This is a genomic window from Paenibacillus dendrobii, from assembly GCF_009807035.1.
GTDB lineage: Bacteria > Bacillota > Bacilli > Paenibacillales > Paenibacillaceae > Paenibacillus_AQ > Paenibacillus_AQ dendrobii.
Window position 1 is genome coordinate 118,694 of record NZ_WUBI01000004.1, and the last position, 26,403, is coordinate 145,096.

22 protein-coding genes are annotated in these 26,403 nt (G+C 45.7%); 17 read left to right on the forward strand and 5 right to left on the reverse strand.

Features of this window, described 5'->3' with window-relative positions; all coding sequences use genetic code 11:
* Positions 1 to 12 precede the first annotated feature (12 nt).
* The 3 genes from GRF59_RS21905 (at position 13) to GRF59_RS21915 (ending at position 3,205) form a co-directional block, all read left to right on the forward strand.
* Positions 13 to 687: a response regulator transcription factor gene (locus GRF59_RS21905; RefSeq protein ID WP_160499852.1), complete on the forward strand. Its 675-nt coding sequence runs from the start codon at positions 13 to 15 to the stop codon at positions 685 to 687.
* Complete coding sequence (locus GRF59_RS21910; protein ID WP_160499853.1) at positions 684 to 2,054, forward strand: sensor histidine kinase; 1,371 nt, start codon at positions 684 to 686, stop codon at positions 2,052 to 2,054. The genes GRF59_RS21905 and GRF59_RS21910 overlap by 4 nt, the downstream gene beginning before the upstream one ends.
* 212 nt (positions 2,055 to 2,266) lie before the next feature.
* Positions 2,267 to 3,205, forward strand: a complete 939-nt coding sequence (locus GRF59_RS21915) for an alpha/beta hydrolase (RefSeq protein WP_423802981.1) — start codon at positions 2,267 to 2,269, stop codon at positions 3,203 to 3,205.
* A gap of 136 nt (positions 3,206 to 3,341) precedes the next feature.
* Here the strand turns inward: GRF59_RS21915 and GRF59_RS21920 are convergent, their stop codons facing one another.
* Positions 3,342 to 3,986, reverse strand: a complete 645-nt coding sequence (locus GRF59_RS21920; protein WP_160499855.1) for a TetR/AcrR family transcriptional regulator — start codon at positions 3,984 to 3,986, stop codon at positions 3,342 to 3,344.
* A gap of 144 nt (positions 3,987 to 4,130) precedes the next feature.
* Between GRF59_RS21920 and GRF59_RS21925 the strand changes: the two genes are divergently transcribed.
* The 4 genes from GRF59_RS21925 to GRF59_RS21940 all read left to right on the forward strand — a co-directional run bounded on the left by GRF59_RS21925 (position 4,131) and on the right by GRF59_RS21940 (position 10,327).
* Entirely contained in the window at positions 4,131 to 5,582 is a 1,452-nt protein-coding gene (locus GRF59_RS21925; protein ID WP_160499856.1) for an MDR family MFS transporter, read from the forward strand.
* A gap of 258 nt (positions 5,583 to 5,840) precedes the next feature.
* Positions 5,841 to 8,651, forward strand: a complete 2,811-nt coding sequence (locus tag GRF59_RS21930) for a leucine-rich repeat protein (RefSeq protein WP_160499857.1) — start codon at positions 5,841 to 5,843, stop codon at positions 8,649 to 8,651.
* 347 nt (positions 8,652 to 8,998) lie between these two features.
* On the forward strand, positions 8,999 to 9,601 hold the full coding sequence (locus tag GRF59_RS21935) for a class I SAM-dependent methyltransferase (protein WP_160499858.1): 603 nt from the start codon (positions 8,999 to 9,001) through the stop codon (positions 9,599 to 9,601).
* Positions 9,602 to 9,736: 135 nt separating this feature from the next.
* On the forward strand, positions 9,737 to 10,327 hold the full coding sequence (locus GRF59_RS21940) for a TMEM175 family protein (protein WP_160499859.1): 591 nt from the start codon (positions 9,737 to 9,739) through the stop codon (positions 10,325 to 10,327).
* A 97-nt stretch (positions 10,328 to 10,424) separates the two neighbouring features.
* On the opposite strand, the gene GRF59_RS21945 is transcribed toward GRF59_RS21940, so the two are convergent.
* Positions 10,425 to 11,777: an MATE family efflux transporter gene (locus GRF59_RS21945; protein ID WP_160499860.1), complete on the reverse strand. Its 1,353-nt coding sequence runs from the start codon at positions 11,775 to 11,777 to the stop codon at positions 10,425 to 10,427.
* 137 nt (positions 11,778 to 11,914) lie between these two features.
* Here GRF59_RS21945 and GRF59_RS21950 point away from each other — a divergent pair, with 137 nt between their 5' ends.
* The 3 genes from GRF59_RS21950 to GRF59_RS21960 all read left to right on the forward strand — a co-directional run bounded on the left by GRF59_RS21950 (position 11,915) and on the right by GRF59_RS21960 (position 14,201).
* Entirely contained in the window at positions 11,915 to 12,601 is a 687-nt protein-coding gene (locus GRF59_RS21950) for a TetR/AcrR family transcriptional regulator (protein WP_160499861.1), read from the forward strand.
* 223 nt (positions 12,602 to 12,824) lie between these two features.
* Positions 12,825 to 13,400, forward strand: coding sequence for a LysE family translocator (locus tag GRF59_RS21955; protein WP_160499862.1), 576 nt, complete (start codon positions 12,825 to 12,827; stop codon positions 13,398 to 13,400).
* A gap of 24 nt (positions 13,401 to 13,424) precedes the next feature.
* Positions 13,425 to 14,201, forward strand: coding sequence for an AraC family transcriptional regulator (locus tag GRF59_RS21960; RefSeq protein WP_160499863.1), 777 nt, complete (start codon positions 13,425 to 13,427; stop codon positions 14,199 to 14,201).
* A 162-nt stretch (positions 14,202 to 14,363) separates the two neighbouring features.
* Here GRF59_RS21960 and GRF59_RS21965 read toward each other — a convergent pair whose 3' ends face one another.
* Positions 14,364 to 15,656 (reverse strand): MFS transporter, encoded by a 1,293-nt coding sequence (locus GRF59_RS21965; protein WP_160499864.1) that lies wholly within the window; start codon positions 15,654 to 15,656, stop codon positions 14,364 to 14,366.
* Between the two features lie 677 nt (positions 15,657 to 16,333).
* On the opposite strand from GRF59_RS21965, the gene GRF59_RS21970 reads away from it, so the two are divergent.
* Together GRF59_RS21970 and GRF59_RS21975 are read left to right on the forward strand one after the other, a co-directional pair.
* Positions 16,334 to 16,882 carry a GNAT family N-acetyltransferase gene (locus GRF59_RS21970; RefSeq protein ID WP_160499865.1) on the forward strand — a complete coding sequence of 183 codons (549 nt, stop codon included), beginning with the start codon at positions 16,334 to 16,336 and terminating at the stop codon, positions 16,880 to 16,882.
* Between the two features lie 101 nt (positions 16,883 to 16,983).
* Entirely contained in the window at positions 16,984 to 17,985 is a 1,002-nt protein-coding gene (locus GRF59_RS21975; protein ID WP_160500272.1) for a Gfo/Idh/MocA family oxidoreductase, read from the forward strand.
* 106 nt (positions 17,986 to 18,091) lie between these two features.
* Here the strand turns inward: GRF59_RS21975 and nspC are convergent, their stop codons facing one another.
* Both nspC and GRF59_RS21985 read right to left on the reverse strand, forming a co-directional pair.
* The gene (gene nspC / locus GRF59_RS21980; protein ID WP_160499866.1) at positions 18,092 to 19,219 is read right to left on the reverse strand and encodes a carboxynorspermidine decarboxylase; all 1,128 of its coding nucleotides are present in this window, start codon (positions 19,217 to 19,219) and stop codon (positions 18,092 to 18,094) included.
* A gap of 1 nt (position 19,220) precedes the next feature.
* Entirely contained in the window at positions 19,221 to 20,459 is a 1,239-nt protein-coding gene (locus GRF59_RS21985; protein WP_160499867.1) for a saccharopine dehydrogenase family protein, read from the reverse strand.
* 789 nt (positions 20,460 to 21,248) lie between these two features.
* Here GRF59_RS21985 and helD point away from each other — a divergent pair.
* The 5 genes from helD to GRF59_RS22010 all read left to right on the forward strand — a co-directional run bounded on the left by helD (position 21,249) and on the right by GRF59_RS22010 (position 26,278).
* Positions 21,249 to 23,690: an RNA polymerase recycling motor HelD gene (gene helD / locus GRF59_RS21990; RefSeq protein ID WP_160499868.1), complete on the forward strand. Its 2,442-nt coding sequence runs from the start codon at positions 21,249 to 21,251 to the stop codon at positions 23,688 to 23,690.
* Between the two features lie 306 nt (positions 23,691 to 23,996).
* Positions 23,997 to 24,704: a DNA alkylation repair protein gene (locus GRF59_RS21995; protein WP_160499869.1), complete on the forward strand. Its 708-nt coding sequence runs from the start codon at positions 23,997 to 23,999 to the stop codon at positions 24,702 to 24,704.
* Positions 24,705 to 24,885: 181 nt separating this feature from the next.
* Entirely contained in the window at positions 24,886 to 25,395 is a 510-nt protein-coding gene (locus GRF59_RS22000) for a MerR family transcriptional regulator (RefSeq protein ID WP_160499870.1), read from the forward strand.
* Positions 25,392 to 25,835 carry an SRPBCC family protein gene (locus GRF59_RS22005; RefSeq protein WP_160499871.1) on the forward strand — a complete coding sequence of 148 codons (444 nt, stop codon included), beginning with the start codon at positions 25,392 to 25,394 and terminating at the stop codon, positions 25,833 to 25,835. Before GRF59_RS22000 ends, GRF59_RS22005 begins: the two co-directional genes overlap by 4 nt.
* A gap of 2 nt (positions 25,836 to 25,837) precedes the next feature.
* Complete coding sequence (locus GRF59_RS22010) at positions 25,838 to 26,278, forward strand: SRPBCC family protein (protein WP_160499872.1); 441 nt, start codon at positions 25,838 to 25,840, stop codon at positions 26,276 to 26,278.
* The last annotated feature ends 125 nt before the right edge of the window (positions 26,279 to 26,403 follow it).

Sequence of the window (26,403 nt, forward strand, 5' to 3'; positions counted from 1 at the left end):
AAGAGGGAAGAGATGCCTACGATACTGGTTGCTGATGACGATGCAAACATTCGCGAACTGGTCTGTTTATTTCTGCGCAACGACGGATTTGCAACAGTCGAAGCCGCGGACGGCAAGGAAGCGCTGGCCATCTACGCCTCGACGCATGTCGATCTTGTCGTGCTCGATATTATGATGCCGATGATGGATGGTTGGGCGTTATGTAAGGAGCTCAGAAGAGCCAATCCGGATCTTCCGTTACTGATGCTGACTGCGCGAGGCGAAACATGGGAGAAAGTGAAGGGCTTCGATCTGGGGACGGATGATTATTTGACGAAACCATTCGATCCGTTGGAGTTGACGGTTCGTGTCAGGGCATTACTGAAACGATACCGGATTGGCTCCACGCAGATGATCCAGTTCGGCAATGTCACCCTTGATCGGCAGACCTATAAGGTGATGAGAGGGACGGAGTCGTTCACGCTGCCACTCAAGGAGTTCGAATTGCTATATAAGCTGGCAGGAACACCCGGACAGGTCTATACGCGCGAGCAATTGATCGATCAAGTGTGGGGGATCGATTACGCTGGAGATAGTCGAACGATAGACGTCCATATTAGACGCCTGCGCGAACGGTTCGCAGCTACACCCGATTTTCAGATCGAGACGGTGCGCGGGCTTGGCTACCGGCTTGAGGTTTGCGAATGATCAAATCCTTATATACACGAGTTGTCCTGACATTTCTAGTCTCCGTCATCGGGGGGACGGTCATTTCCTTTTTTGTGGCAACTTGGGTGTTTAGAGATAAATTAAATGAAAATTTGCAAATCCCCTTGTTTTACTTCGGTCAGGACATCGCCCGGATTTACAATACACTCCCGTTACATGAAGCGGATGCATTCGTAAGCGGAATGGATCAGCTCAAATACTATCATCTTCGAATTTACGAAGAATCAGGCAGGCTCCAGTCTTATGGAACAACACTCAACGGACATCAACCAGCCACTGTGACGATGGAACAAGTGAAGAAAGTACTGGCCGGAGAAGTTGTTCAAGTTAATCCGAGTGGGATCTCTACGACTCTCTTAGGGCTGCCGTTTACAACTGATACGGGCACGAAAGCCATGTTTATAGAACCGATCGGCCCCCCTTCCGCCCCTTTTATCATAAAGTGGATTTGGAACTTTTTAATCTTTTCGTTGGCAACAGGAAGTTTATTGATTCTGGTTGCTGCCATGTTCCTGGTCCGACCGATCAAAAAGCTGACAAAAGCGACCAGGCAAATAGCAGGTGGTGATTTCAACGTCAAGCTGAACATTAAGCAACAGGGTGAATTGGGTACTTTGGCTCGAAGCTTCGAAGAAATGATGCATGATCTGCAGCAGCTTGAACAGATGCGCAGGGAATTTGTATCGAACGTGTCGCACGAAGTTCAATCGCCGCTCACCTCGATATCCGGTTATGCTCTGGCACTCAAACAAGCAGATATCACAGATGATGAGAGGAGCCGTTATCTCGATATTATCATCGCTGAAGCAGACCGGATGTCCAAGATGAGCGACAGCCTGCTAAAGCTGAGTTTGCTTGAATCGCAATCTCAGCAGTTGCGGTTGGTCACGTTCAGCCTGGATGAACAGATCAGGCGAGTCATCGTCGCGATCCAGCCGCAATGGTCGGCTCGCAACATCCGTTTCGAGCTTAATATGAGGGCTATTCGGATCATGGGAGATCATGATCAATTAAACCAGGTATGGACGAACATCATCGGCAATAGCATAAAATTTTCCGCTGATGGCGGCGTTATTAGCATCAGCATGAAACAAGATATCAAAAACGTGACAGTTCGAATATCCGACACAGGCATTGGTATTTCTTCCGAGGACCAGAAGCGTATCTTCGAACGGTTCTTTAAGGCTGACCGCTCCCATAGCCGCAAGTTTGGCGGCAGCGGTATGGGATTGGCCATCGTTAAACAGATTGTGTCGCTTCATCAAGGTGACATCCGAGTGGAGAGCGAACCTGGGCGAGGAACGAACGTCATTATCATCTTGCCAATCACAATGCTGACAGAGTAATTCATTCTCCGTGTTACGGCATCATGTGCAAGCTTTTGCATGTGATGCCGTAACATTTTTTTTGCTTGTTCATACTGCGTTAATATTGTCGTCACAGGCAGTACATTTTCGTCGTGTAAACTCTCCTTAGCAGACGATAAGATAGCCGGAATAAACGGCGAGAACAGGAGAAGATACGAATGGAACGAAAAGAAGAGGCAACGAAAAAGAGGATGAGTAAACCGCTTCGCATGATCCTTAAATCCTTAGCAGCTGTAGCTATAGCCATTTTACTTTTTATAGCCGTTGTTTTTATCGTTGATAAGATCAGCAGCAAAATAGAGCAAGGAAAAATACAATCCTATGGCCAGTTCGTACCTGTGGATGGGAAAAAAATGAATGTTTTGATTCAAGGAAAAGGCGATGAAACCGTCGTGCTCCTGCCGGGTTATGGAACAGCTGCACCAGCTCTTGATTTTAAGGGACTAATCGAGGGGCTGTCTCCCTATTTCAGAGTCGTCGCGATTGAGCCTTTCGGTTATGGGCTAAGTGATCTAACGGATAAAGAGCGGAATACGGACAATATTGTAAGTGAAATTCATGAAGCTTTACAGCAGCTCAATATTGACTGTTACACGTTAATGGGCCATTCTATTGCGGGCATTTACGGGATGGCTTATGTAAACAAATATCCGGACGAGGTGCGTGCATTTGCCGGAATCGATAGCAGTGTTCCAACGCAAGCGGGTATGGATGTCGAATTCCCGATAACAACGTTTAAATTACTTAAACAATCAGGTTTCGGCAGATTGATGCTGAAACTGGGTTCTGACCCCTATGCTGGACTGCCGTTTGATGAAGAAACCAAAGAACAAATGAGAATGATTACGCTTAAAAATATGTATAATGAATCTACCTTGAATGAATTGGGGAATATTTCATCCAATTTTAAAGGGGCCGGGCATTCAACATTCCCAAAAGAACTTCCCCTTATTTTATTTGTAGATGCGGGTAATACAAGCAATGAAGGATGGATACCGCTCCATGAAGAACAAGTCAAAAATTCTGTACAGGGAAAAATGGTGACATTGGAAGGCGGACATTATCTACACCATCTCCGGTCAAAAGAAATCGCTGAAAACTTCAGACAATTTATGCAAGAAATCAAATAAGTGTACTAGAAGGTTCATGAAAACAGAGGGTGTCTCAAAAGTCATAAAATGACGGAGGGACACTCTTTTTTTCGATGATGTTTGCCGAAGCCAATTCCACAACTAAATCAAACAAGGATGAACCGATGGTCTCCGTTCATCCTTGTCTGTTAGGTTTTTGCACGAGAGGCAGGAAGATCGCGTCCACGATCTCGACAACGGCCTCATCGGTCAGCGGTGTGTGAGTCGTAAGCAGCTCGAATCTTATCAGGTCAACAGGAAGGGTGATGACGCGATCCGGCAGCTCCTCGAGCTTCACCTCGCCTCGCCGCTCCGCGTTGAGCAGGATACTTTTCATGGCTATGGCGAGTATATCCTCCGATCTCGGAGGCAATGTCATCTTGGAATGAATCTCGTCCCCGTGGAATTCGCCCATCAGTCCGTGAATCGTCTCAGCCCCGATCATCTGTATGGGCTTAATAATTCTCTCCAGCAAGGTAAGCACATCTTCTCTCAGATTCCCTGTATCTGGAGCTTCAAGGGAAGGCTTGGGCGTATGTTTCATAAGAGAAGCGACGACCAGCTTTGCCTTGCTTGGCCACCTTCTATAAACGGCATTCTTATTCGTCTTCGCCCGTGCGGCGACAGCTTCCATCGTCAATCGAGAATAGCCGGTTTCCCTCAATTCCTCCCACGCGGCTGAAAGGATGGCATTCTCCAGAACGTCTCCGCGCCGCCGCGACTTTGTTGTATGTTGTTCTCCCTCAGTATTCCCCTTGCGATCTTTCGATTGTTCCGCCATATCGTATTCCTTCTTCCAAGCTGAATTTCATTCGGTCATGTGGGCTCTTGTAAATAGTATATTGCATTTTCATCCGAATGATAATATTATAACCAAATAAGGTACGGTACGTACTGTACCTTAAATGATGAGAGGTGGGTAACAATGGCTAATATTCAAGCGAAGGCAACAAAGCCACCCAAAGAAAAAATAGATCGCGGAATTTTGAAAGTTGCACTTATTCTGGTATTCGGCGCTATCGCATCTCAGCTGGATTCAACAATGGTCAATGTGGCGATTAATACGCTTGCAACTAACTTGCACAGTACGGTGTCGGCAATTCAGTGGGTGATCACGGGTTATGTACTGACGATGGGGCTGGCGGTTCCGATTTCGGGTTGGGCGATTGGGCGGTTTGGCGGGAGGAACGTGTATATGTTCTCCCTATGGGTGTTTCTCATTTCTTCCCTTTTATGCTCCCTGGCTTGGAACACCGGCAGTCTGATCGGCTTTCGGTTGATTCAAGGGATAGGCGCGGGACTGCTTATCCCGACGATGCAGAACGTGCTCGTTCAATCGGCAGGAGGCCGCAGCCTTGGCAGGCTGATTTCCATTATTAGCATTCCGGCGCTGCTTGGTCCGATTCTCGGCCCGGTCATTGGCGGGCTCATCATGGACAATCTGAGCTGGCGCTGGATCTTCTACGTGAATATTCCAATCATGATGGTTGCTCTCTGGCTGACTTGGAGACATATTCCGAGAGATGAGTCTTCCCAAAACAAACCGAGACTCGACGTGATTGGGTTCCTTCTATTGTCCCCCTCGTTCGCGGTTCTGATTTATGGCATTTCGAAAATTAGTTCTCAGGGACAACTAATCTCGGCGGGAGTGCTTGTTCCACTGGCAGCCGGACTTCTCCTGTTGGCTGCATACATCGTATATGCCTTGCGTTCAAGCCGCCCTCCGCTGCTTGATTTGCATTTATTCCGTTCCCGGCATTTCCTGGCGTCGAACGTCACCTTGTTCCTCTCGGGTATGGTGATGAACGGGGTGCTTCTGCTGCTCCCGCTCTATTACGAACAGGTTCGCGGCGAAAGCGTGCTGATGACGGGACTTCTATTAATCCCTCAAGGGGTAGGGATGCTGATCACACGAAGCTGGATTGGGGGATTGGCCGATCGGGTTGGACCCCGAAGTATCGTACTCTTCAGCTTGGCGGTGACGTTTGTGGCCAGCATTCCCTTTGCCTTCGCGGGGGCGGATACAAACCATTTCCTGCTGGGCGCGGCGCAGCTTGTGCGGGGTGCGGCGTTAAATGGTATTCTGATTCCAATTATGGTTTCCGCGTATAAAGGATTACGGAAGGAACAAATTCCACATGCAAGTATCTCGACGCGCATCTTTCAGACGATCGGAGGCGCATTCGGCTCAGCCGTCTTGGCGACCGTTATCGGACAACAATTGAAGGGAGGAGCGGGAGCGAGCCTTTCTTCACTATCCCATGCGTATCAAACAGCTTTCTGGTGGTCGGTCGGGTTTGCGGCGGTATCCTTTTTTCCCGCCATGTTCTTGTCTGGTCGAGAAAGTGGAAACGGCGATGCTCAAACTAAACAGTGAATGGTAGCAGAATACTCCACCGTGTTTGTCGCAATGCAACTGGTGATTTCCGTTCTAGCATTTTGCCTCATTCGACGCCAATATAAGCATTCATATGGGCTGGAATCCATAAGGGTTTCCAGTCTATTATGCTTAAATACCAACTTTAGTTGTCTTGATTGCGCCGTTGCTTGAATGGTAGATTGAGGAATAGTGCTGAATTGAGGTAGGGATATAAGGGTGTAACCCTAAAAGGAATGAAGGATGTGTGATTATCCAATGAACGAGTATGTATTGAATTGGCGGAAAATATGGATCTCCATGATCGTTCTGACTGTGATTTTACTGGGAGCATGGCCCGGTGCGGGGATTCGGGAAGCGAAGGCTGCCGAAGTGTTCGGTGATTATGAATATGTTGACAATGGAAACAGAACGGCCACGATTACGGGTTATAAGAAGTCTGGCGGAGCCGTTGAAATTCCTTCATCGATTGGATTATTAAAGGTAATCAGTATAGGGAATTATGCCTTTTCGGATAAACGTGTAAGCAGCGTGATCATCCCGAATAGTGTAACCAGTATAGGTGATTATGCCTTTTATCATAACCAATTAAGCAGCGTGACCATCCCGAATAGTGTAACCAGTATAGGTGAGTATGCCTTTACGAATAACCAATTAAGTAGCGTGACTATCCCAAATAGTGTAACCAGTATAGGTGAGTATGCCTTTACGAATAACCAATTAAGTAGCGTGACTATCCCGAATAGTGTAACCAGTATAAGTGATTATGCCTTTACGGATAACCAAATAAGCAGCGTGACTATCCCAAATAGTGTAACCAGTATAGGGGATGCTGCCTTTGCGTATAACCAAATAAGGAGCGTAAACATCCTGAACGGTGTAACCAGCATAGGGGATGCTGCCTTTTTATCTAATCAATTAACTAGCCTGACCATCCCAAATAGTATAACCAGCATAGGGAATGCTGCTTTTGCGGTTAACCAAATAAGCAGCATCATTATTGAAAGTACATCTCTAACAACGTTTGGAGTTGATGCATTTTCAAGCAATAAATTTCCAACGTTTATTGGTTATGACAATGCAAGGAACTACGCTAAAGCTATTGGATATAATTTCAAAGATATATGGACTGTTTCAATCGATCCTAACAGCAACTCGACATGGGCACAATCTCATTCAGGTGTTGTGACGGCCTCGTCTTATATCGATGGATCGCTAGCATTTAAGTGGGCTCAGTCGGTAGATCGCCCGGATTCTAGCGGTTGGAAGGCATTCAAGAGCGGAGATTCGATCGTTACGCCTTTGGAGACGGGGGAATGGTATCTGCATGTTCGATTTACGGATCATAACGGATTTGAATCTTACGATCATTCGAATGCCTTTAAAGTCGATCAGACTTCTCCCGACATTCAAATAAGTGTGGATTTAACCGATCCTACGAATCAGTATGTTATGGTTACGGCGGCTGTTAATGATGCGCAGAGCGAGATTGAAGTGACGAAATGGGCAAGTGGCGATTATCCAGCAGCTTATTTTGGAACAGGTGGAACCTTGTTTAACGAGAGCTTCGAGGTAGATGAGAACGGAACCTATACGGTGTATGCGAAGGATGCCGCAGGTAACGAGAGCGTAGCGACGATTCAAGTTACGAACATCTATACGGATAAACCTACGATACTGCTGACGATCGCACCAAAGGAACCGACGCAAGGAAATGTCTCTGTTACTGCTGCCGTGTATGCCCAGAGCGGGATTGAAGAGTTAAAGGTGGGGCAAGGTCAGCAGGACATAAGCTATTTTGCTGCTGGAGGAACGCCGCTATCGATCACGGATGGTGAAGCAGACATCGTTGTACCGGACAATGGCTGGATTAGTGTATATGCGAGCGACCATGCCGGCAATCAAGTGGTGAAACAGTTGGAAGTGACGAATATTGACCGTGAGAAACCCGTTATCGTCTTGAAAGGCGATGCGGTGGTCGAAGTTCGTCTTGGAACGTCATATACGGATCCCGGCTACAGCGCCATGGACAATTATGATGGTGATGTGACCGCGCAAGTGATTGTATCCGATGGCATTATAGATACGAGTAAGCCGGGACAATATACGATTAATTATGACGTTAGCGATCGTGCGGGGAACGCGGCTGAGCGCGTCAGTCGTACGGTGAAGGTGATTGCTGCTGAGGGAATGACTGTAGGGGGAGGAGGCAGGCCGTCTCTGTCCAACAATACGGATCTCAGCAAGCTGGAACTATGGGCGAATGACCAGATGATTCCACTTATCAAGTCAGGGACAACATCCTACACGACGGAAACGGAAGCCAGTCAGATTGAATTGAGAGCTATAACGGCGCAAGCATCAGCGAGACTATCGTTGAAGCTTAACGGAGAAGCGCTGGGTAGCGACAAGAACCTGAGCTTGAAGGCAGGCGGTAACCTGCTTGAACTGATCGTTCAAGCGGAAGACGGGACGACAAAGACGTATACGATCACGATTCATCGGAATGTGGTGAAGCGGGACGAAGCGATCGAATTGTCCGATATCTCCGGGCATTGGGCGGAGAAGCAGATTCGACAAGCCATAATGAGCAACATCGTGAGTGGCTACCCCGATGGAACGTTCCATCCGAACGCATCGGTGACGCGGGCGGAGTTCGTCGTGATGCTGATGAAGGCGATCGGGCAAAGCGAGAACAAAGGCGGTGGTCACACCTTCTCCGATGCGTTCACGGTTGGAGATTGGGCGAAGTCAGCGATTGCGCAAGCTGCGGCAGTGAATATCGTGAGTGGTTATCCGGACGGCAGCTTCCGACCCAATGAGCGAATTACTCGCGCAGAGATGGCAGTTATGGTCGCCAAGGCATTCGGGGTTGAACCGTCACTGACGAACTCCGGGTTCGCAGACGACGCGAGTATACCGACGTGGGCGAGAGGTACAGCGGAAGCGCTTAGACAGGTGGGTGTGCTGCAAGGACGCAGTGGCGGCAAGTTCGCGCCGAGCGCGGAAGCTTCGCGAGCAGAAGCGTTGACGATAATCTTGCGTTTGTTGGATATGAAACTGACCTGATTACATTTGAATCGTAGAATTAGCGAGAACTGGACAAGCGTCAGATCGGATATAGACCGTTCTATGGAGCCTACAAGAGACCCCGAAAGCTTCATTTTCGCCTGAATGAGGGATATGGTTAATATGTTCATGCATCATGGCAGAAATCATTCATGAATGAGCTTTTTTGGGGTAAGAATAATGCAGAACTACGGAACTCACACTCAATCACCTTGACGACAGCTAAGAGGCACCCGGACGAGTGTCTTTTAATTTCGCAATATAGATGATACGATGAACCGTACCCTAAGTAACGCAAGTTTTATTGTACTCAACATTCTTTATTAAGGCAGATTGGAGAGGTTAACATGGGAAATACGGACAAGTTTGAAATGATAGCGAACATATATGACACTCCTGAAAGAATTCAAATCGCAAAGGTATCATCTGATGCCATTCGTGAATATTTAATTGACACCAAAAGTAAGAATGCGATTGATTTTGGGTGTGGAACGGGTCTTGTCGGAATGAACCTGTTAAACGATTTTAATTCTGTGCTTTTTCTGGATACTTCACCAAACATGGTTAATCAAATCAAGCAAAAAATTTCCGATTTCAATATTCAGAATGCCGATACGCTATGTTTTGATTTTGAAACGGAAGGTTTATCCGATTTACGGGCTGATTATATTTTTATGGCTCAGGTTCTACTCCATATTGATGATGTTGAATTCGTTCTATCAAGATTATTTGATGTTCTTAATGAAGGAGGACATTTGCTAATCGTAGATTTTAATAAAAATGAAAATATCGTTTCAGATATCGTTCATAACGGATTTCATCAAGAGGAGTTAACTGACATTATGAAGAAAATTGGTTATGGACATATTCAATCCAAAACTTGTTATACTGGAAGTAAAATATTCATGGGGCAGGATGCATCGATGTTTATTCTTGATGCTCAAAAATAAACGTTTAGACAAAAATCGTCCCGTTAATAACTTTAGACGATCTAGATAGCGAGACTCCAAAAAGGCCACCCGTTAAGGATGGCCTTTAAACCTGCCGTTACAGATAGCGCGAGAAGCGAGAGAGGGTGAGACATAATGAAAGCGAATCGGATGGAAGCGTTCAGCGATGGCGTACTGGCGATAATCATTACGATCATGGTGCTGGAATTTAAAGTGCCGGAAGGCCATGACTGGAATGCGCTGATCGCGCTCGGCCCCAAGATTCTTAGCTACATCTTTAGCTTCGTGTATATCGGCATCTACTGGAACAATCATCATCATCTGCTGCATATGGTTCGAACAATGAACGGACCATTGATGTGGCTCAATTTGCTGCTTCTATTCTGGTTATCCCTTATCCCGTTTACGACGGCTTGGATGGGGGAAAGCCACTTTGGAGCCACTCCTACAGCACTGTACGGTATTATACTACTACTCGCAGCATTTTCGTATTGGCTGCTTCAGCGGGCGATTATTAACCAGCATTCCAGCGATTCCTCATTCTTTTTGGCGATGGGAAGAGACTGGAAAGGAAAGGTATCCCCCATACTCTACCTGGCAGCGGCCTTGACCGCATATGTGAGTCCTTGGATATCTGGCTTCTTTTTTGTACTCGTTGCCGTAATCTGGTTTATGCCGGATAAGCGAATCGAGCATGCTCTGAAAGGGCACGAAGAAATACTCTGAGTGCAACAAAAAATAGGGTATGGAATTTTCATTTGTACCTCAAAAAGGCAGGATCGGGGATTGCCCCGATCCTGCCTTTTTGCCTGTGATAGGTTTCTTACTGTACTAAACTATCCAAATCCGGCTGTAATTTGGATCGCAGAACATACAGCATGATGGCACCCACAAGGAACGCGACGGCATCGGCAATGACGAGCGACCAGACCACCCCGTGGAAGCCGTTCATGTGATTGGCGATATAGAGCACAGGAATCAGCGTAATTCCTTGAATAATTGACATAATAAATGCGGCCGTTCCTTGCGCTGTTGCTTGAAAGATCCCTGTGAACAACGTGGTCATTCCTGTAATGAACAAGGATAAGAACGTCACATGCAGAATGTAGCTGCCCATTTCGATTAATTGCGGGTCATGCGTAAATAAACCAATTAAGTGGTCGGAAATCAGATAGACGATGACGCCGAACACGACGGCTAACGCCACAATCGTTTTGATCGTAAATCCAATGGTGTGCTTCATGCGTAATTTATTCGCTGTAAAAGAGAAAGCAATGAGCGGCACGACTCCCTCGCATAATCCCATCAGAATAAACTCTGGAAATTGCAATAAACGTGATGAAATTCCGTAAGCCGCTACGGCCGGATCTCCATATTCAACAAGAAAATGGTTAAAGATGAGCGACATGGCGCCCAAGAAGATACTCATAATAAAGACGGGAACTCCGATTTTGAATACATTGCTTAGAATCTCCTTGGTGGCCTTGAACCACTTGACGGAGACAGTTAAGAATGGGCTCTTATTTCTCATATGGAAGGCGTAGAATACACTTGCAACCAAGTTAGAAATGACTGTAGCAGATGCAACGCCGATCACATCCCAATGGAACACGAAGATGACTAACGCATCGAGAATAATATTGACAACAACACTGAGAATCATACCGATCATCGATGTGATGGCTGCACCCTCCGAGCGCACGATATTCTCCAGCGTGAAGAATAATACGACGAATGGTGAACCCATAAGCATAATCGTGACATAGTCCTTCGTAAATCCGAAGGAGTCAGGCGTTGCCCCCAGGCCATGAACGATGGGATCGATCAACGGGAGGCCAACGGCCATCACAATAAGTCCGAGAACTAAGCTGCTGTAAAAGGCGAATGAAGACACATGCTTTACATCATCAACCTTTTTCTCTCCTAGCAAACGGGAGATGAATGTACCACTACCCATGCCAATCAAGTTGCCAAGCGCCATAATGATCGCGAATAAAGGCAAGGTTAGCGCTAGTGCGGTTAACATGGCTGTATTGTGGAGTGTACCAAGGAAATAGGCATTCAAGATGGAATAGATGACGCTCATTGACGTGCCTAGCATCATCGGTACAGCGAAGTGAGCGACGGCTTTTGCGACCGGTGCTTTTTCAAAGTAATGGAGGTTTTCTGCATCCATGCGGGTCACTACTTTCTTTATTTATTTTGGACTCTAATCTAACGGTGTTAGGTTGTGCCTTACAGTGTTAGATGATATCATGAACTTATGAACCTGTAAAGCACAAACTTACACTGTTAGATAAAAGGGCGGATACGATGAAAAAACAGCAGCCTCAGATTTCGGAGGATAAGATTTTGGAAACCTCGTGGGAGCTTCTTGGGGAGGAGGGCATCGAGAAATTCAGCATGAGGCGATTGGCCGTCAGGCTAGGAATTCAGGCTCCCTCTCTATACTGGTACTTCAAGAGCAAGCAGAATCTATACCAGCGTCTAGCCAACCAGGTATCGAAGATCATTCTGGAGGAATACCACTCCGAGGGGGACTGGAAGGAGCAGCTGAGGGGGCTTGCGGTAACGGTGCGAAGCGTGCTCGGCCGGTATCCTTGCTCCACGCAGCTCATGATGTCGACGCTGCCCCACGAGCCGGACATCATCCGGTTCACCAACCGTATGCTTCTCTGCGTGGAATCGACGCCGCTCGAGCAAGAGCAGAAAATGCAAGTGGTTCTTACGCTAATGAATTATGTTTTCAACTTCGTTCTGGACGATTATGAGCACCAACGCAATGTTTCCGCGATTCTTAAGGACCAGGGAGCAGAAGCGCTTCCGGGTGAGGAAATGATTCACCTTCTGAATTCCATGAGCGAGACGGATGCGGGACTGTTCCGGAGAATGTTCACGAACGGGCTGTTCGAACTGATGGGGACCGACAAAGCATTCGAGTTCGGCTTGAAGCTGATTCTGCTAGGGATTGAGCAGGTGATCAAGGAGCAGGAGAAGTAAAATGTAAAAGACCGCTCATCCGGTTCATGGAGGGGCGGTTTCGATTCGATCTACCGTTTATACACGTCAAAATTCGCACGGAGAACTTTATATAAGCCTGTCAAAATCGCCGTCACGGACAGCGCGCTCATGGCGGAAGAAATTCATGATCAGCAATAATATACTATATTGCACTTCATTTTAAGATGTAGGATATGGGAACAGCTAGAAGGGGGTTGTTCTCATGGACATTACGTCTTTTTTGATTTACTGTATAATTGCTACTTTTACGCCGGGACCTACGAATATCGTCATTTTGTCCACCGTTCATCAGGATGGGGCCAAGAGAGCAATGAAATATACTTATGGAGCAACGGTTGGTTTTGGTTTATTACTGGTGATTTCTGCTGTATTGAATCATTTGTTAATCACGATCATGCCGAAAATATTCATTACCATGCAGGTAATCGGGAGCATGTATATGCTCTATTTAGCTTATCTGGTCTGCAAAACGAACTCGTCGGACCCAACCGTCAAAAAGACGGGCACCTTTTTATCCGGCTTCGTTATGCAATTTCTAAATCCCAAGGTCGTATTATTTACATTGACTGTAATTCCAACTTTCATTATGCCCTATTATAGCGATGCGCCTTCTGTGACGCTAAGTATTATTGCGATAACGTTCATCGGCTTTTTGGCTTTTACAACGTGGGTTCTTTTCGGGACGATCTTCAAATCGTTTTTGCAGAAGCACAATAAGATGGTTAGCTTCATTATGGCCATACTATTGGTTTACGCTGCCATCATGATCTGGATTTAGTTAAGTTTATATAGAGGTGCGGCAATGGATAAATTCATCTATAAAAAATCAGCAGGTATTACTGCTTTATCAGCAAGTATGATTGATTTTAAATATAAAAAGCACGCTCACAAGGAGTATGCCATTGGCGTAACATTGCGCGGTATTCAACATTATCACATGGACGGCAGCTTGCAATTGTCTCATCAGAATGGCGTGATGCTCTTCAATCCAGAACAGGTACATGACGGTATGGCACACGATAAGTCGGGTCTTGATTATGTGATGCTGTATATTGATCCGCAATTGCTCTTAGAGGGTATTGGAAAAAAGGAGATTGTGCGATTTTCAACTCCGATTGTGTACGATCATCGACTTGGACAGCAGGTTTTAAGCCTTTCTCAAGCTATATTAGGCGAAAAGGATGAGGCGTTATGCAGTGAATTGTTCTTATCCCTGACGGATAACCTTGGCCAAACCCATCTTTCTTCGGACGACAAGAAGGATAGCACGATAATAGGAAAAGCCAAAGAAATGATTCATGCAAACTTAGAGCACGTCCTCAAGCTTGATGAGATCTGTAAGGAGCTTGATTTATCGAAATTTCAATTCATCCGACTATTTAAGGCGAATACGGGAACTTCACCATACCAATACTTCCTTAATTGCAAAGTAGAACGTGCCAAGCAGTTGATCGAAAAAAATAGAGATATTTATTCAGCAGTAGCTGCATATGGTTTTTTTGATTTAGCCCACTTAAATAAACACTTTAAAAGTGTATATGGAACAACAGCCCTTGAATATATTTCACATTTAAATTGAGAGGGTGATGTATGATTTCGTGTGTAGAAGCAAATTCAATAAAAAGGTCTTATCCAAAGCAAAAAAAGGTCGATGATTCCTTATCTCAGGAAAAATCGACCTTTTTGTTTTGTCTATGTCATGTTTTGTACGTTGTTTGCAAGATCCCCACAATGAATGAGATTATAAAGCATTTTCTTCTTTAGTTTTAATTAACATTTCAGATTGAGTTGTATTTTTTGGAGCTTTTTCCGGTTCATCCAAGAAGTTCGTTAGTATAGCACCTGCAAAATACAATCCTGCAATCACCCAAGTAACACCACTTGCTCCAATGGAATTAATAAGCAAACCGACTAATGCTGGGCCAGCAAGAACAGATAAGCCTGTTCCCAAGTTTAACACGGACATGACGGCCCCTTTATCTTTTTCAACCGTATTCGCTGACATGGCATCCAGAGGTACATAACCACCCAAGCCTGCTCCCCAAATGATCGAAAGTAGAAGTAAAATCGGATAGTTTGCCCCAATATATTGCGGAGCGAAGAAAAGAAGAAGACTTGATACGCCGGTTAAGACCCCACCGCACCAAATGATCGTTCTTTTGCATCCGATTTTGTCTCCAACGATCCCCCAGATCAAAACGAAAAAGATATTACTGGTAAAAGCAGTACCCCATATACTTAACCATTGGGTGGTCGTAAAGCCCTGAGATATCATATACATCGGCAGATACACAGGAAAAGCAAACTGAGAGATGGTATTGATTATTCGAATAATACAATTAAGAAGTAACTTAGGACGTTCTTTAAGAATAGTGATTCCTTTTAGAACGCCTTTAATATTTTCCTTGGTACTCTGTTTACCTTGAGGCTTAATGTTATCGCGATTGATTACTAACGCAAAAAAGGAGCCAGAAATGATGAAAATGAGAGTAGTCCATAGTGTATTAATATGGCCCAATTGATTGATGGCCCAGCTAGAATAAAAAGTAGCTATTACACTCATTCCACCCGAGAAAACAAACCAAAACCATCCATAGGCTGTGCTCACTTTTTCTGCTGGGCTTCTATAAGCAATCCAAGTTGCTAACGCATATACGAAGAGAGGATAGCCAAAGCCTTTGATGGCCTGTGTGATCAACAAGAACGGGTAAGACATGTCACGTAGTCCCAGGCTTACGAAACCGGTCATGCCAACAACACAAAAAATGGAGCCAATCAGCATGGTACGTTTAGCACCAATTGTTTCAAAGAACACTCCAGCAAACCAGGATGATAATGCCACAGTAAATCCATACATCCCAAATAAAGTAGACACTTGTTGTATGCTTAATCCGTTATCCTCTAAATAAGGGCTTAGCCACCCTACTTCAACTCCATTACCAATCATAAAGATCATAACGCCCAAGTAACTCCAAGATAAGACGCTTGGTATACCAATTCTATCTAAAAAGTTCCCTTTGTTCATCTGCTTCATGCTAGCTTCACCAACCTTTTTTATTATCAGCCACAGTTGTTATTGAAAGTAACCCTCTAGAATAACTTAATTTTCAATAATGAGTTGAGAAACCACTTTATCAATAAACAAGAAATGTTACATATTCCTCTGTTTTCCCTCCTTGATGTATTAAGTAAAATCATATGTTCATTTCTTGTTAACAAAAAAGTAGCTTCAAACATATTAGCTTTTTGGAAGAATATAAATTTCCCATTAGTTATTATTGGCAGATTTATTCTCCTTTAATGCCCAAAAAAAATTTGTTCACCTGGTAACCTAATCACTTGACAACGCTTTCTTTCCAAAAGTATATCACTGCAACTATTCCTTTTCAATAAATAAAGAGAAAAAAACCGGATTATAATATTTTTCTGGTGGAAATATTCCTTTTTTCTTGCTACAATCAACGTAGGTAATTTATTGGCTAACGCCATACAAGTAAAAGTAAATAAACGAAAGGAAAACATGATTGCTGGATGATCGAGCTCTTTGAATGCCTTTACAAAAGAAACTACTGTTCTCTCGTTTTGTTGGAAAAATGGGTTTTAAAGATGCTCGAAATGAGAATAAGTAATATTACTGTCCCATATGGTCACTGCCAAAGCGATTCGCTGGAAGCTTACTTATATTAAAACACGATAAAGGAGTTGATAATAATGAAAAGAATTCCACTGAAAATGGTGAGAAAAAACACGCTGGAAATTCCTCAGTTTTCCCTTCCTGATGGTTTTCGAATTAGGTTATTTGAAAAGGGTGATGAACATCATTGGGCTAGAGTTGAAACAAGCGTAGATGAATTCAAAACCGAGGAAGCTGCACTAGAACACTTCAATAAAGAATTTGGTCCTTATATTGATGAGATGACCGAGCGTTGTCTTTTTATAGAGAACAAAGATGGAGAAGTCATCGGTACAACAACAGCATGGTATGGCGACTTGAAAGGCGATGGAGAAATATCCGGTAGAATTCATTGGGTTGGAGTTGCTCCTGAATACCAAGGGAAAAAACTTTCAAAACCCTTACTCAGTGCAGCTATGAATATCTTAGCCCAACATCATTCCAAAGCGTATCTCACATCACAAACGACGAGTTATCAAGCAATCAATATGTATTTAAACTTTGGATTTGAACCTTTCATCGCAGAACCAAGCTGTTATGAAGCATGGAACCTACTGGAAGAAGTATTAAATCGAAAAATTCTATAACTGGTAGTTATCAATACAATGATATCTATTGGAAATTGTTAACGTGCAATAATCGGGTATTCGAAAAATGTCGAATAGAATTTTTATCATTTGAAAGGGTGATTAGTGTGTCAATTAAAGTTGGAGTTATCGGAATGGGTCAAATGGGAACGTATCATGCCCAAATATATTCAAAACTACCCATGGTGGAACTCGTTGCGGTGTGTGAATATAATGATCAACGTCGTAAAGAAGTTCAAGAGCAATTTGGCTGCAAAGCTTATAAGGATTACAATGAACTACTAGCCGATCCGGAAATCGATGCCGTTAGCATTGTTTTGCCTGATAACATGCATAGACAGTGTGTAGAAGTTGCCGTTGCAAACAAGAAACATATTCTGCTTGAAAAACCATTGGCAAAAACATTAGAAGATGGAAAAGCATTATATGAGATTACAAAGGATTACGACAAAGTATTTACGGTAGGATTCCTTTTGAGATTTGATCCAAGATTTAATATGGTAAAACAAGCATTGGATCAAGGAGAACTTGGAGATATCATCCATCTGTACTGCAGAAGAAATAGTCCTATTACAGGGCCAAAAAGATATGTCGGTGCTTCCGATTTAAGTATGCATGTAATGATACATGATATCGACTACATCAATTGGTACATGGGCTGTGAACCTGTAAAAGTATTTGCTAGAGGCAGAAGCGTATTGCTCAAGGAACAAGACATGAAGGATGTCATTTATGCCATCGTCACTTATGAAAATGGAGCAATTGCATGTCTTGAAGCGTGCTGGGTACTGCCAGAAAACTCACCTACCATTATTGATGACAAGTTAGAGCTAGTAGGTACAAAAGGTGTGGCATATGTCGATTCATGCGATCATGGCGTTCGCTTTGTAAGCGAAAAAAGAATCAGTTATCCTGACTCAAGACATTGGTATTACACAAATGGCGAAATTTCAGGAGATCTTGCTGAAGAATTAATGGCTTTCATAAACAATATAGCCAACGGAACGAAATCTATTATCACTCCGAAAGAAGCATTTGATTCGCTGCGCGTGGTGGATGCTATTGAACGTTCGATGCAAGAAGGAAAAGAAGTCGAACTCTAATATCCATTCGATAGCTGCTGATGCTCTGAAAATAGACAGAGACGCAGAATGAACTTAACCAAAAAAACCTTAACCCTTACTTACAGGGTTAAGGTTTTTTTATTCATTAAGCCAGTCTCATCTTAAAATCCTGATAGCCGAACTCGCGCACGACGCGGCAATTGCCGTCTTTGTCCTGCACGGCGATGGCCGGCAGCGGCATGCCGTTGAAGGTGTTGGTCTTGACCATGGAGTAGATCGCCATGTCTTCGAACACCAATCTGTCGCCGTTCTTCAGAGGCTGGTCAAAGGAATAGTCTCCAATGACGTCACCCGTCAGGCAGGTTGGACCGCCGAGCCGGTAGGTGTACGGCTTCTCCCCGGCTTCGCCCGAACCGATAAGCGGCGGACGATACGGCATTTCCAGAACATCCGGCATATGACAGGTTGCCGACGTGTCCACGATCGCAATCTCAATACCGTTCTTATGGATATCCAGGACGGAGGTGACCATATAGCCTGCATTCAGCGCGATGGCTTCTCCGGGTTCAAGGTAGACTTCCAAGCCGTATTGTTTCTGCATTCGCGAAATGCAAGCTTCGAGTCTTGGGATATCATAGTCGTCTCTTGTGATATGGTGACCGCCGCCGAAATTGATCCATTCCATCTGCGGCAACCATGGCCCAAACTTGTCTTCGACGGCATTCAGCGTGGTCTCCAAGTCGTCCGAGTTCTGCTGGCACAGGGTATGGAAGTGCAGTCCCGTGACGCCTTCGAGCAGCTCCGGCCGGAAATCCTCCCGTTTGACGCCGAATCTGGAACCAGGCGAGCAGGGATCATAGATTTCATGTCCCTCTTGCGTCGAGCATTCCGGATTGATGCGAAGGCCTACTTTTCGACCTGCAGCAAGAGCTTTCGTTTTATACTTTTCCAACTGGGAGAAGGAATTGAAGATGATATGGTCGCAAATGGATATAATCTCGTCGATTTCATCTTCACGATAGGCAGGGGCAAAGACATGATTTTCTTTGCCCATTTCTTCGTGACCCAGCCGTGCTTCGAATAAACCGCTCGCGGTCGTGCCGCTTAAGTATTGCCCGATCAGAGGATACATGGCGGTCATGGAAAAGGCTTTTTGCGCCAGCACGATTTTGGCTCCCGTACGCTGCATGACGCCGTTCAAAATATTCAGGTTTTTTTCGATGAGTGCTTCATCGACTACGAAACAGGGTGTCGGCAATTCCTCGAACCGCATATTAGCGAACGAGCTCCGGCTGTTTAGCTTCTTCAGGCAATGCGTCAACCAGCACAGGGTTGAAGTCTTCTACCCATGGCAGTCCCCATTTGTTCAGCTCTTCCATGAATGGATCTGGATCGAACTCTTCGATATTGAATACGCCCGGTTTATTCCATTTGCCAGTCATGACCATCGCCGCGCCGATCATGGCAGGTACGCCGGTTGTATAGGAGATGGCTTGGGAGCCCACTTCTTTATAGCACTCTTGATGGTCGCAAATATTGTAGACATAGTACGTCTTGTCTTGGCCGTCTTTTTTCCCTTTGAAGATACAGCCGATGTTCGTTTTGCCTACCGTACGAGGTCCCAGGGAAGCCGGGTCCGGGAGTACGGCCTTCAGGAATTGAAGCGGAATGATTTGTTTTCCTTCGTATTCGATCGGTTCGATGGACGTCATTCCTACGTTTTCAAGCGCCTTTAAGTGCATGAGATAGCTTTGGCCGAAAGTCATGAAGAAGCGGATGCGTTTCAGTCCAGGCATGTTTTGCGCAAGGGATTCAAGTTCTTCATGGTAGAGCAGATACATGTCCTTTTGGCCGACTTCAGCAAAGTTATACTCGCGTTTGATTTCCATTGGTTTCGTTTCGATCCATTGCCCGTTTTCCCAGTAGCGTCCATTAGCGGACACTTCGCGGATATTGATTTCCGGGTTGAAGTTGGTTGCGAAAGGATAGCCGTGATCCCCGCCGTTGCAATCCAGAATGTCGATATATTCAATTTCGTCAAAATAGTGTTTTAGCGCATATGCAGAGAATACACCGGTTACGCCTGGATCGAATCCGCTGCCCAAAAGAGCTGTGATCCCTGCTTTTTCAAAGCGCTCACGGTACTCCCACTGCCATTTGTATTCGAATTTCGCCGTATCTTCCGGCTCATAGTTTGCTGTATCCATATAGTGCGTTTTAGTAGCCAGACAAGCATCCATGATCGTCAAATCTTGGTAAGGCAGAGCCAGGTTCATGACGATATCCGGTTTGACTTCGTTGATCAGAGCGATCAGTTCATCTACGTTGTTAGCATCGACCTGTGCAGTCGTAATTTTAGTTTTGCCGCCGTCCAATTTGGCTTTCAGCTCATCGCATTTGGACTTCGTACGGCTGGCGATGCAGATTTCTTCGAATACCTCGCTGTTTTGAACGCATTTATGAATGGCTACAGATGCTACGCCGCCGGCGCCGATGATTAGTGCTTTTCCCATTTTTTCGATCTCCTATCTCAGATAAATTTTTTCAATGTAAAAACGGCAACAAAAAAAGCAAGCGAAACACGCACCATGCGCATCACACTTGCTTTGATATAGTCAAATAATAAGATCGTCCCCATAAGCATGACCGGACAAACCTCTTGCGTGCTCGTCAGTCAGCCATAAAACGCAGCGTTTTATGAAAGGCGCTTCATATTCAAATATATCATGTTAGGATCAGAGTCTATATAGCAAATAATTACTTTTACCACTCTTATTGACCGTTTCACAAGTTGTGTGCATATGCACTGGTTGTAAAGTAACCAACTTATAAAATTTGAGCTTTTAACTCAATCAATAAGGCAACGAAAGTTGCCAATCGGCATTTGACCCGGCTGTCCGTATGGCCTTAACTTCTTCATGGAAGTGGTCAAAGATTATCTGCTTGGAAAGATCCTACATCTATATTGAATATTCGCTTTCCAAAAATCATACTTCTCCATAATAACAGGATAGGAGTTATTGAACAAGAAAAATTTTTAAATAAACGGATGCGTTGAAACCGGAAAAGATTCCTTCTGCATAAATGAAAAATAAAAACCCCGGCAAATCTGCCGGGGGTACATATGCATAAATTAAAGTTGCGTACAAAAAAGCACTATGGTATGATGGAAAAACCAGTATCAACTTTTGAAAAACTATAAATTTATCCCATCATATTTACATTCTAATCTTATCACAAAAAAATACGGTTTGTCAAACGCTATTTTTCAGCAAATTGAAATGAGGGAGGGCATTTAAAAAATGGTGAACGCGGAGGATTGGAAACAGGAACAGGAGCGGCTGGACCTGGTTACGGAAAAGCTGGAGGAGAGAATCGCCGAACTGGATCCGGAGGTGACTGGGCTGCAAGGTCAGGTGACGGACATCCGCAAGCAATTTTGGGAGGAAGTTACCGTCAATACAAGCACGGACGAAGACTTTGAAGAGACCTTTTACAGTATCAGGCAGCAAGAAGCGATACTATCCGAACGGGAGCGAAGCTACCGCGGGCGCGTGCAGCAATGGAAAAACATGAAACGGCTGCTGTCATCCCCTTACTTCGGGCGCATCGATTTTCATGAGGATGGCTTGAACTTTACCGAGCAGGTTTATATTGGCGTAGCATCCTTCGTTGATTCGGACGGCATGAGTTTTCTGGTTTATGACTGGCGTACTCCGGTCGCGAGCATGTACTACGACTATTCACCGGGAGCGGCTGGATATGATACGCCAGGTGGAACCATCACAGGAGAGATGAAGCTGAAACGGCAGTATCAGATCCGCGGGGGCCAACTGCAGAATGTGTTCGACACAAGCTTAACGATCGGCGACGAATTGCTGCAGCAGGTGCTCGGTAAGGGTGCGGACAATCAGATGAGGAGCATCGTCGCGACCATCCAAAAAGAGCAAAATGCCATCATCCGCGATGACAAAAGCCGGATGCTTATCGTGCAGGGGGCGGCTGGCAGCGGGAAGACCTCGGCGGCACTTCAGCGGGTGGCGTACCTGCTGTATAAGCACCGCGAGCGGCTTAAGGCTGACCAGATCGTTCTTTTCTCGCCGAATCCGATGTTTAACAGCTATGTATCTACCGTTCTTCCTGAGCTTGGTGAGGAAAACATGCAGCAGACGACCTTCCAGGAATATCTTGACCACTCACTTGGCAGAAAGTTCCGCCTGGAGGATCCCTTCGATCAGATCGAATACGTGCTGGCAGAACAATCGACGCAAGCGTATAAGGCCCGGCTGACAGGGATTCATTACAAGTCATCCGTAGACTTCCTTCAAGCTCTGCGGAATTATGCACAGTGGTTGGAGCAGGAAGGCATGTTATTCAAAAGCATTCGGTTTCGGGAACGCGATTTGATCTCTGCGGGGCAAATGGAGTCCAAATTTTACAGCTATGATCCTTCCATTCGCATGACCAATCGTATCGCTATGCTGCAGGAGTGGCTGCTGCGTGAACTGACCTTGCTGGAGAATAAGGAGCGGGAAGCGGTTTGGGTGCAGGATGAACTTGATTATCTCGACAAGGATCAGTATGCCGAAGTTTATCAAAAACTCCATAAAGAAAGAGGCGTCTTTGATTTTGCCGAGCAATATGAAGAAGCTCGTGAAATAATCCAAGGCGAGCTCAGGTCGGATGAAGGCGATTTTGACTATGCCGAGCGGGAAGAAACACTGCTGCGCCGGATGATCGTGAAGGAGCAGTTCATACCGCTCAAGCGAAGCGTGAAGCGGATGTTATTCATTGATATGGCTCAGTTGTACGTGCAGCTGTTCGAAAATGGGGATGCCTTCAAAAAGATGACAAATGGGGCCGACATCCCTTCACTCTGGCCGGAAATCTGCGAGCAGACCAAGGATAAGCTCGGCCGGCTTGAACTATTCTATGAGGACGCAACACCGTATCTGTATTTAAAAGAGCTCATTGAGGGCGTTCGGACCAACACGGAGGTACGGCATGTATTCGTCGACGAGGGTCAGGATTATTCAATGTTTCAATATGAGTTTCTCAAAAGGCTGTTTCCCCGTGCCCGCATGACGGTGCTCGGCGATTTCGGTCAGGCCATCTTTGCCCAGGCCACGGAACTGTACGGTGAAGATTCGCCGCTCATTCGGCTGTACGGCGAGTCTGAGACGACCTTGTTTCGCCTGGTCCGCAGTTACCGGTCGACCCGCGAGATCGTGGAATTCACGAAGTATCTGCTGCCGAACGCTCAGGAGATCGTACCCTTTGAACGACGCGGCAGGAAGCCTCTCTTCTCTAATGTGGGAAGCGGCGAGAAGCGGGCAGCGAGAATAGCTGAGCACCTGATGGCGCTTCAGGCTGAAGGCCTCACCTCTATTGGCGTCATTACCAAAACGGCGGCCGAAGCCAAAGATGCTTACGAGATCTTGACGTCTCAAGGATGCCAGGGGCTGAAGCTCGTGACGAAAAACACGCCCACCTTCGAGAAAGGGATATTGATTATCCCGGTTTATCTCGCTAAAGGCGTTGAATTCGATGCCGTACTAATCTACGATGCATCTTCACAGACGTATCACCTTGAGAGCGAGCGCAAGTTGTTTTACACGGCATGCACGCGTGCCATGCACCGGCTTCTGCTTTTCGCGACAGGAGAGTGGACCCCATTCATTCAGGCGTTGGATACGTCTTTATATGAAGTAGAGGACATTCCATCAACTTTTCAAGATAAATAGGAGTTTGAACAAGCTAAGCTGTACGGCTTAGAAAGCGCTGAACAGAACCTTGATCAGCTGCTAACATTGTCGCCGTTCACGTTCTCTACCTGGGGATTGGACGGCGATTTTATTTATAATTCGATCATAAAAAAGTCTGACGAACAGTACGTATTTGGCTGTGCGGAATCCGTTTCAGGTTGCTGTGTTTTAGCACTATTAAGGATCTTGGCCCTGATTTAATGGGATGAACGCCGCTTTATGATATATTCAAGTTAAGATGGCTTAACCCCGAAATGAAAAATCATGATGAAGGATGTGTGAACAATGGATCTAGAAACGGTTATGCAAGAGCTTGAAGCTCTCGGCAAGGAGCGAACCAAAAAGATGTACCAGTCCAACGGCGCGCAAGAACCGCTTTTTGGCGTGGCTACCGGTGCGATGAAGCCCATTTTTAGGGAAATAAAACGCAATCAACCTTTAGCCGAGCAGCTCTATGCCACGGGGAATTACGACGCTATGTACTTCGCCGGGGTCATCGCCGATCCTAAAGCCATGTCTGAGGCGGATTTTGAACGGTGGATGGATGGAGCTTATTTTTATATGCTATCGGATTATGTAGTAGCCGTAACTTTGGCAGAAACGGATATTGCGCAAGAAGTTTCCGATCAATGGATTGCAAGCGGTATGGAGCTGAAAATGTCCGCGGGCTGGAGCTGTTACTGCTGGCTGCTCGGGAATCGTCCGGACAGTGAATTTTCCGAAGGGAAAATGGCTGAGATGCTGGAGCTTGTAAAAAGAACGATTCATGAGGCTCCTGAACGTACGAAATATGCAATGAACAATTTCATATATACTGTGGGCGTATCCTATTTGCCGCTCCATGATAAGGCGGTAGCCATTGCGAAGGAAGTAGGCCCGGTGGAGGTCAATCAGAATACCTCAAAGAGCAAGTTTTTGAACGCTTCCGTTAATATTCAAAAGGCGGCAGATAAGGGGCAGCTCGGTTTTAAACGAAAATATGTAAGATGTTAGTCAATGAATCTGGCATGATTCCGATGCAAAAAACAATTATTAATGAATTACGAATATAAAACGGATGGAACGATCGCCGCGCAAAAAAATTCCGGTAGAATTTCGCTTGCACCTTACGTAACGTCATGTTTTACAATGAAGCTACCGGTACATAGCTAGCGCCAAAGAGTGGGGATGGTTAATGAAGAGACACTGGAAGGTCGGGGACCTCGCCAAGCTGACGGGGCTTACCGTGCGAACCCTGCGTTATTATGATCAAATCGGTTTGCTATCTCCCTCTGACCAGACGGAATCGGGCCACAGGCTATATGGTGAATCAGACTTGTCACGCTTGCACCAGATTTTATCGCTTAAGGAGTTAGGCTTATCTCTTGAGGAGGTTAAGTCGGTCTTAAATGGCGGGCAGATCAGTCCGCTTGAGATCGTGGGCCTGCAGATAGGCCGAATCCAAGAGCAGATCAAGTTGCAGCAGAGGCTGTTGGAACAGCTCAGACATGTATCCAAGCTGATGCAGGGCAAAGCGGAAGTATCGGTGGAAGATTTCACGAGCCTTCTGCAAGCGATGAAGATGGAATTTGAGAAACCGGTCATTGAGCGGCAATGGGGTTGGGAGCGACATTTGGACCTGTTGGGAGACTTTCTTGCCGAGGAGGAAGTACAAATTTCGAAACATAAGGAGGAAAATCAATGAAAGAACGATTCGTTAAGCACGCCACCTTCGTCGTCGAACGGACTTATGCAGCATCGCCGGAGCGGGTTTATCACGCCTGGGCCGATCCGATAGCCAAAGCCAAATGGTATTCCAAGCCAGACATCTTCGATTTCCGGGTTGGAGGGCGCGAGTACAGCAGCGGCGGACCGCCGGAAGGGCCGATCTTTACCTTCGACGCGATCTATCAAGAGCTTGTTCCAGAGCAGCGCATTGTCTATACGTACACCCTGGATTCGGGCGACACACGCTTCTCCGTCTCGATCACAACGGTCGAGCTTATCGAGGTTGATGGTGGCACGAAGCTGATTTTCACGGAGCAAGGTGCATTCTTTGACGGGCACGATACGCCGGAAGTGCGGGAACACGGTACAAACATCATGTTGGACACACTAGGCAAGGTATTGGTAGGAGAGGTCTGAACATGACAATAGGCGAAAGTGAACTTGTGGCTATGCGTGAGTACGATGTCCCGCGGGAGCTTGTGTTTCGGGCATGGACAACCCCTGATTTATTAGCAAGGTGGTGGGGACCGAAAGGCTTCACCCATACGTTTCACGAGTGCGATATGCGGCCGGGAGGCACGTGGAAGTTCACCATGCACGGACCGGATGGCGTGGATTATCCTAACCATAACGTCTTTGTGGAGTTCGTGCAGCCGGAGCGGGTCGTGATTGATCATCTAAACGTCCACGAATTTCGGGTAACAGCTACATTCGAGAGCTTCGAAGGGCGTACGAGGGTCACCTTCCGTCAACGTTTCAAGAAAAAAGAGGAGTTTGAACAAGCTAAGCCGATCTGCATCGAAGCTAATGAACAGCAACTTGACCGGCTTGGCAAGGTGCTGGCGGAATTGGCCTCCTAGCTGAAAGAACTGCCACTTAATTGATGACTCAAAAATTGTCGCCGTTCACGTTCCATGTCGGGAATTGAACGGCGAATTTACATACGAGCTTTGGCAGGAGGTTAACCATAAATAGCAGCAAGTAC

Bases quoted from the DNA above. Each gene is read 5' to 3' on its own strand.
- GRF59_RS21965 (WP_160499864.1), bottom strand. From the start codon at position 15,656: ATGAAGCAGATGAACAAAGGGAACTTTTTAGATAGAATTGGTATACCA.
- GRF59_RS21915 (WP_423802981.1), top strand. From the start codon at position 2,267: ATGAGTAAACCGCTTCGCATGATCCTTAAATCCTTAGCAGCTGTAGCT.
- GRF59_RS21930 (WP_160499857.1), top strand. From the start codon at position 5,841: ATGAACGAGTATGTATTGAATTGGCGGAAAATATGGATCTCCATGATC.
- GRF59_RS21950 (WP_160499861.1), top strand. From the start codon at position 11,915: ATGAAAAAACAGCAGCCTCAGATTTCGGAGGATAAGATTTTGGAAACC.
- GRF59_RS21920 (WP_160499855.1), bottom strand. From the start codon at position 3,986: ATGGCGGAACAATCGAAAGATCGCAAGGGGAATACTGAGGGAGAACAA.
- GRF59_RS21910 (WP_160499853.1), top strand. From the start codon at position 684: ATGATCAAATCCTTATATACACGAGTTGTCCTGACATTTCTAGTCTCC.
- GRF59_RS22005 (WP_160499871.1), top strand. From the start codon at position 25,392: ATGAAAGAACGATTCGTTAAGCACGCCACCTTCGTCGTCGAACGGACT.
- GRF59_RS21940 (WP_160499859.1), top strand. From the start codon at position 9,737: ATGAAAGCGAATCGGATGGAAGCGTTCAGCGATGGCGTACTGGCGATA.
- GRF59_RS21905 (WP_160499852.1), top strand. From the start codon at position 13: ATGCCTACGATACTGGTTGCTGATGACGATGCAAACATTCGCGAACTG.
- GRF59_RS22000 (WP_160499870.1), top strand. From the start codon at position 24,886: ATGAAGAGACACTGGAAGGTCGGGGACCTCGCCAAGCTGACGGGGCTT.
- GRF59_RS21945 (WP_160499860.1), bottom strand. From the start codon at position 11,777: ATGGATGCAGAAAACCTCCATTACTTTGAAAAAGCACCGGTCGCAAAA.
- GRF59_RS21995 (WP_160499869.1), top strand. From the start codon at position 23,997: ATGGATCTAGAAACGGTTATGCAAGAGCTTGAAGCTCTCGGCAAGGAG.
- GRF59_RS21985 (WP_160499867.1), bottom strand. From the start codon at position 20,459: ATGGGAAAAGCACTAATCATCGGCGCCGGCGGCGTAGCATCTGTAGCC.
- GRF59_RS21955 (WP_160499862.1), top strand. From the start codon at position 12,825: ATGGACATTACGTCTTTTTTGATTTACTGTATAATTGCTACTTTTACG.
- GRF59_RS21970 (WP_160499865.1), top strand. From the start codon at position 16,334: ATGAAAAGAATTCCACTGAAAATGGTGAGAAAAAACACGCTGGAAATT.
- GRF59_RS21960 (WP_160499863.1), top strand. From the start codon at position 13,425: ATGGATAAATTCATCTATAAAAAATCAGCAGGTATTACTGCTTTATCA.
- GRF59_RS22010 (WP_160499872.1), top strand. From the start codon at position 25,838: ATGACAATAGGCGAAAGTGAACTTGTGGCTATGCGTGAGTACGATGTC.
- GRF59_RS21925 (WP_160499856.1), top strand. From the start codon at position 4,131: ATGGCTAATATTCAAGCGAAGGCAACAAAGCCACCCAAAGAAAAAATA.
- helD (WP_160499868.1), top strand. From the start codon at position 21,249: ATGGTGAACGCGGAGGATTGGAAACAGGAACAGGAGCGGCTGGACCTG.
- GRF59_RS21935 (WP_160499858.1), top strand. From the start codon at position 8,999: ATGGGAAATACGGACAAGTTTGAAATGATAGCGAACATATATGACACT.
- nspC (WP_160499866.1), bottom strand. From the start codon at position 19,219: ATGCGGTTCGAGGAATTGCCGACACCCTGTTTCGTAGTCGATGAAGCA.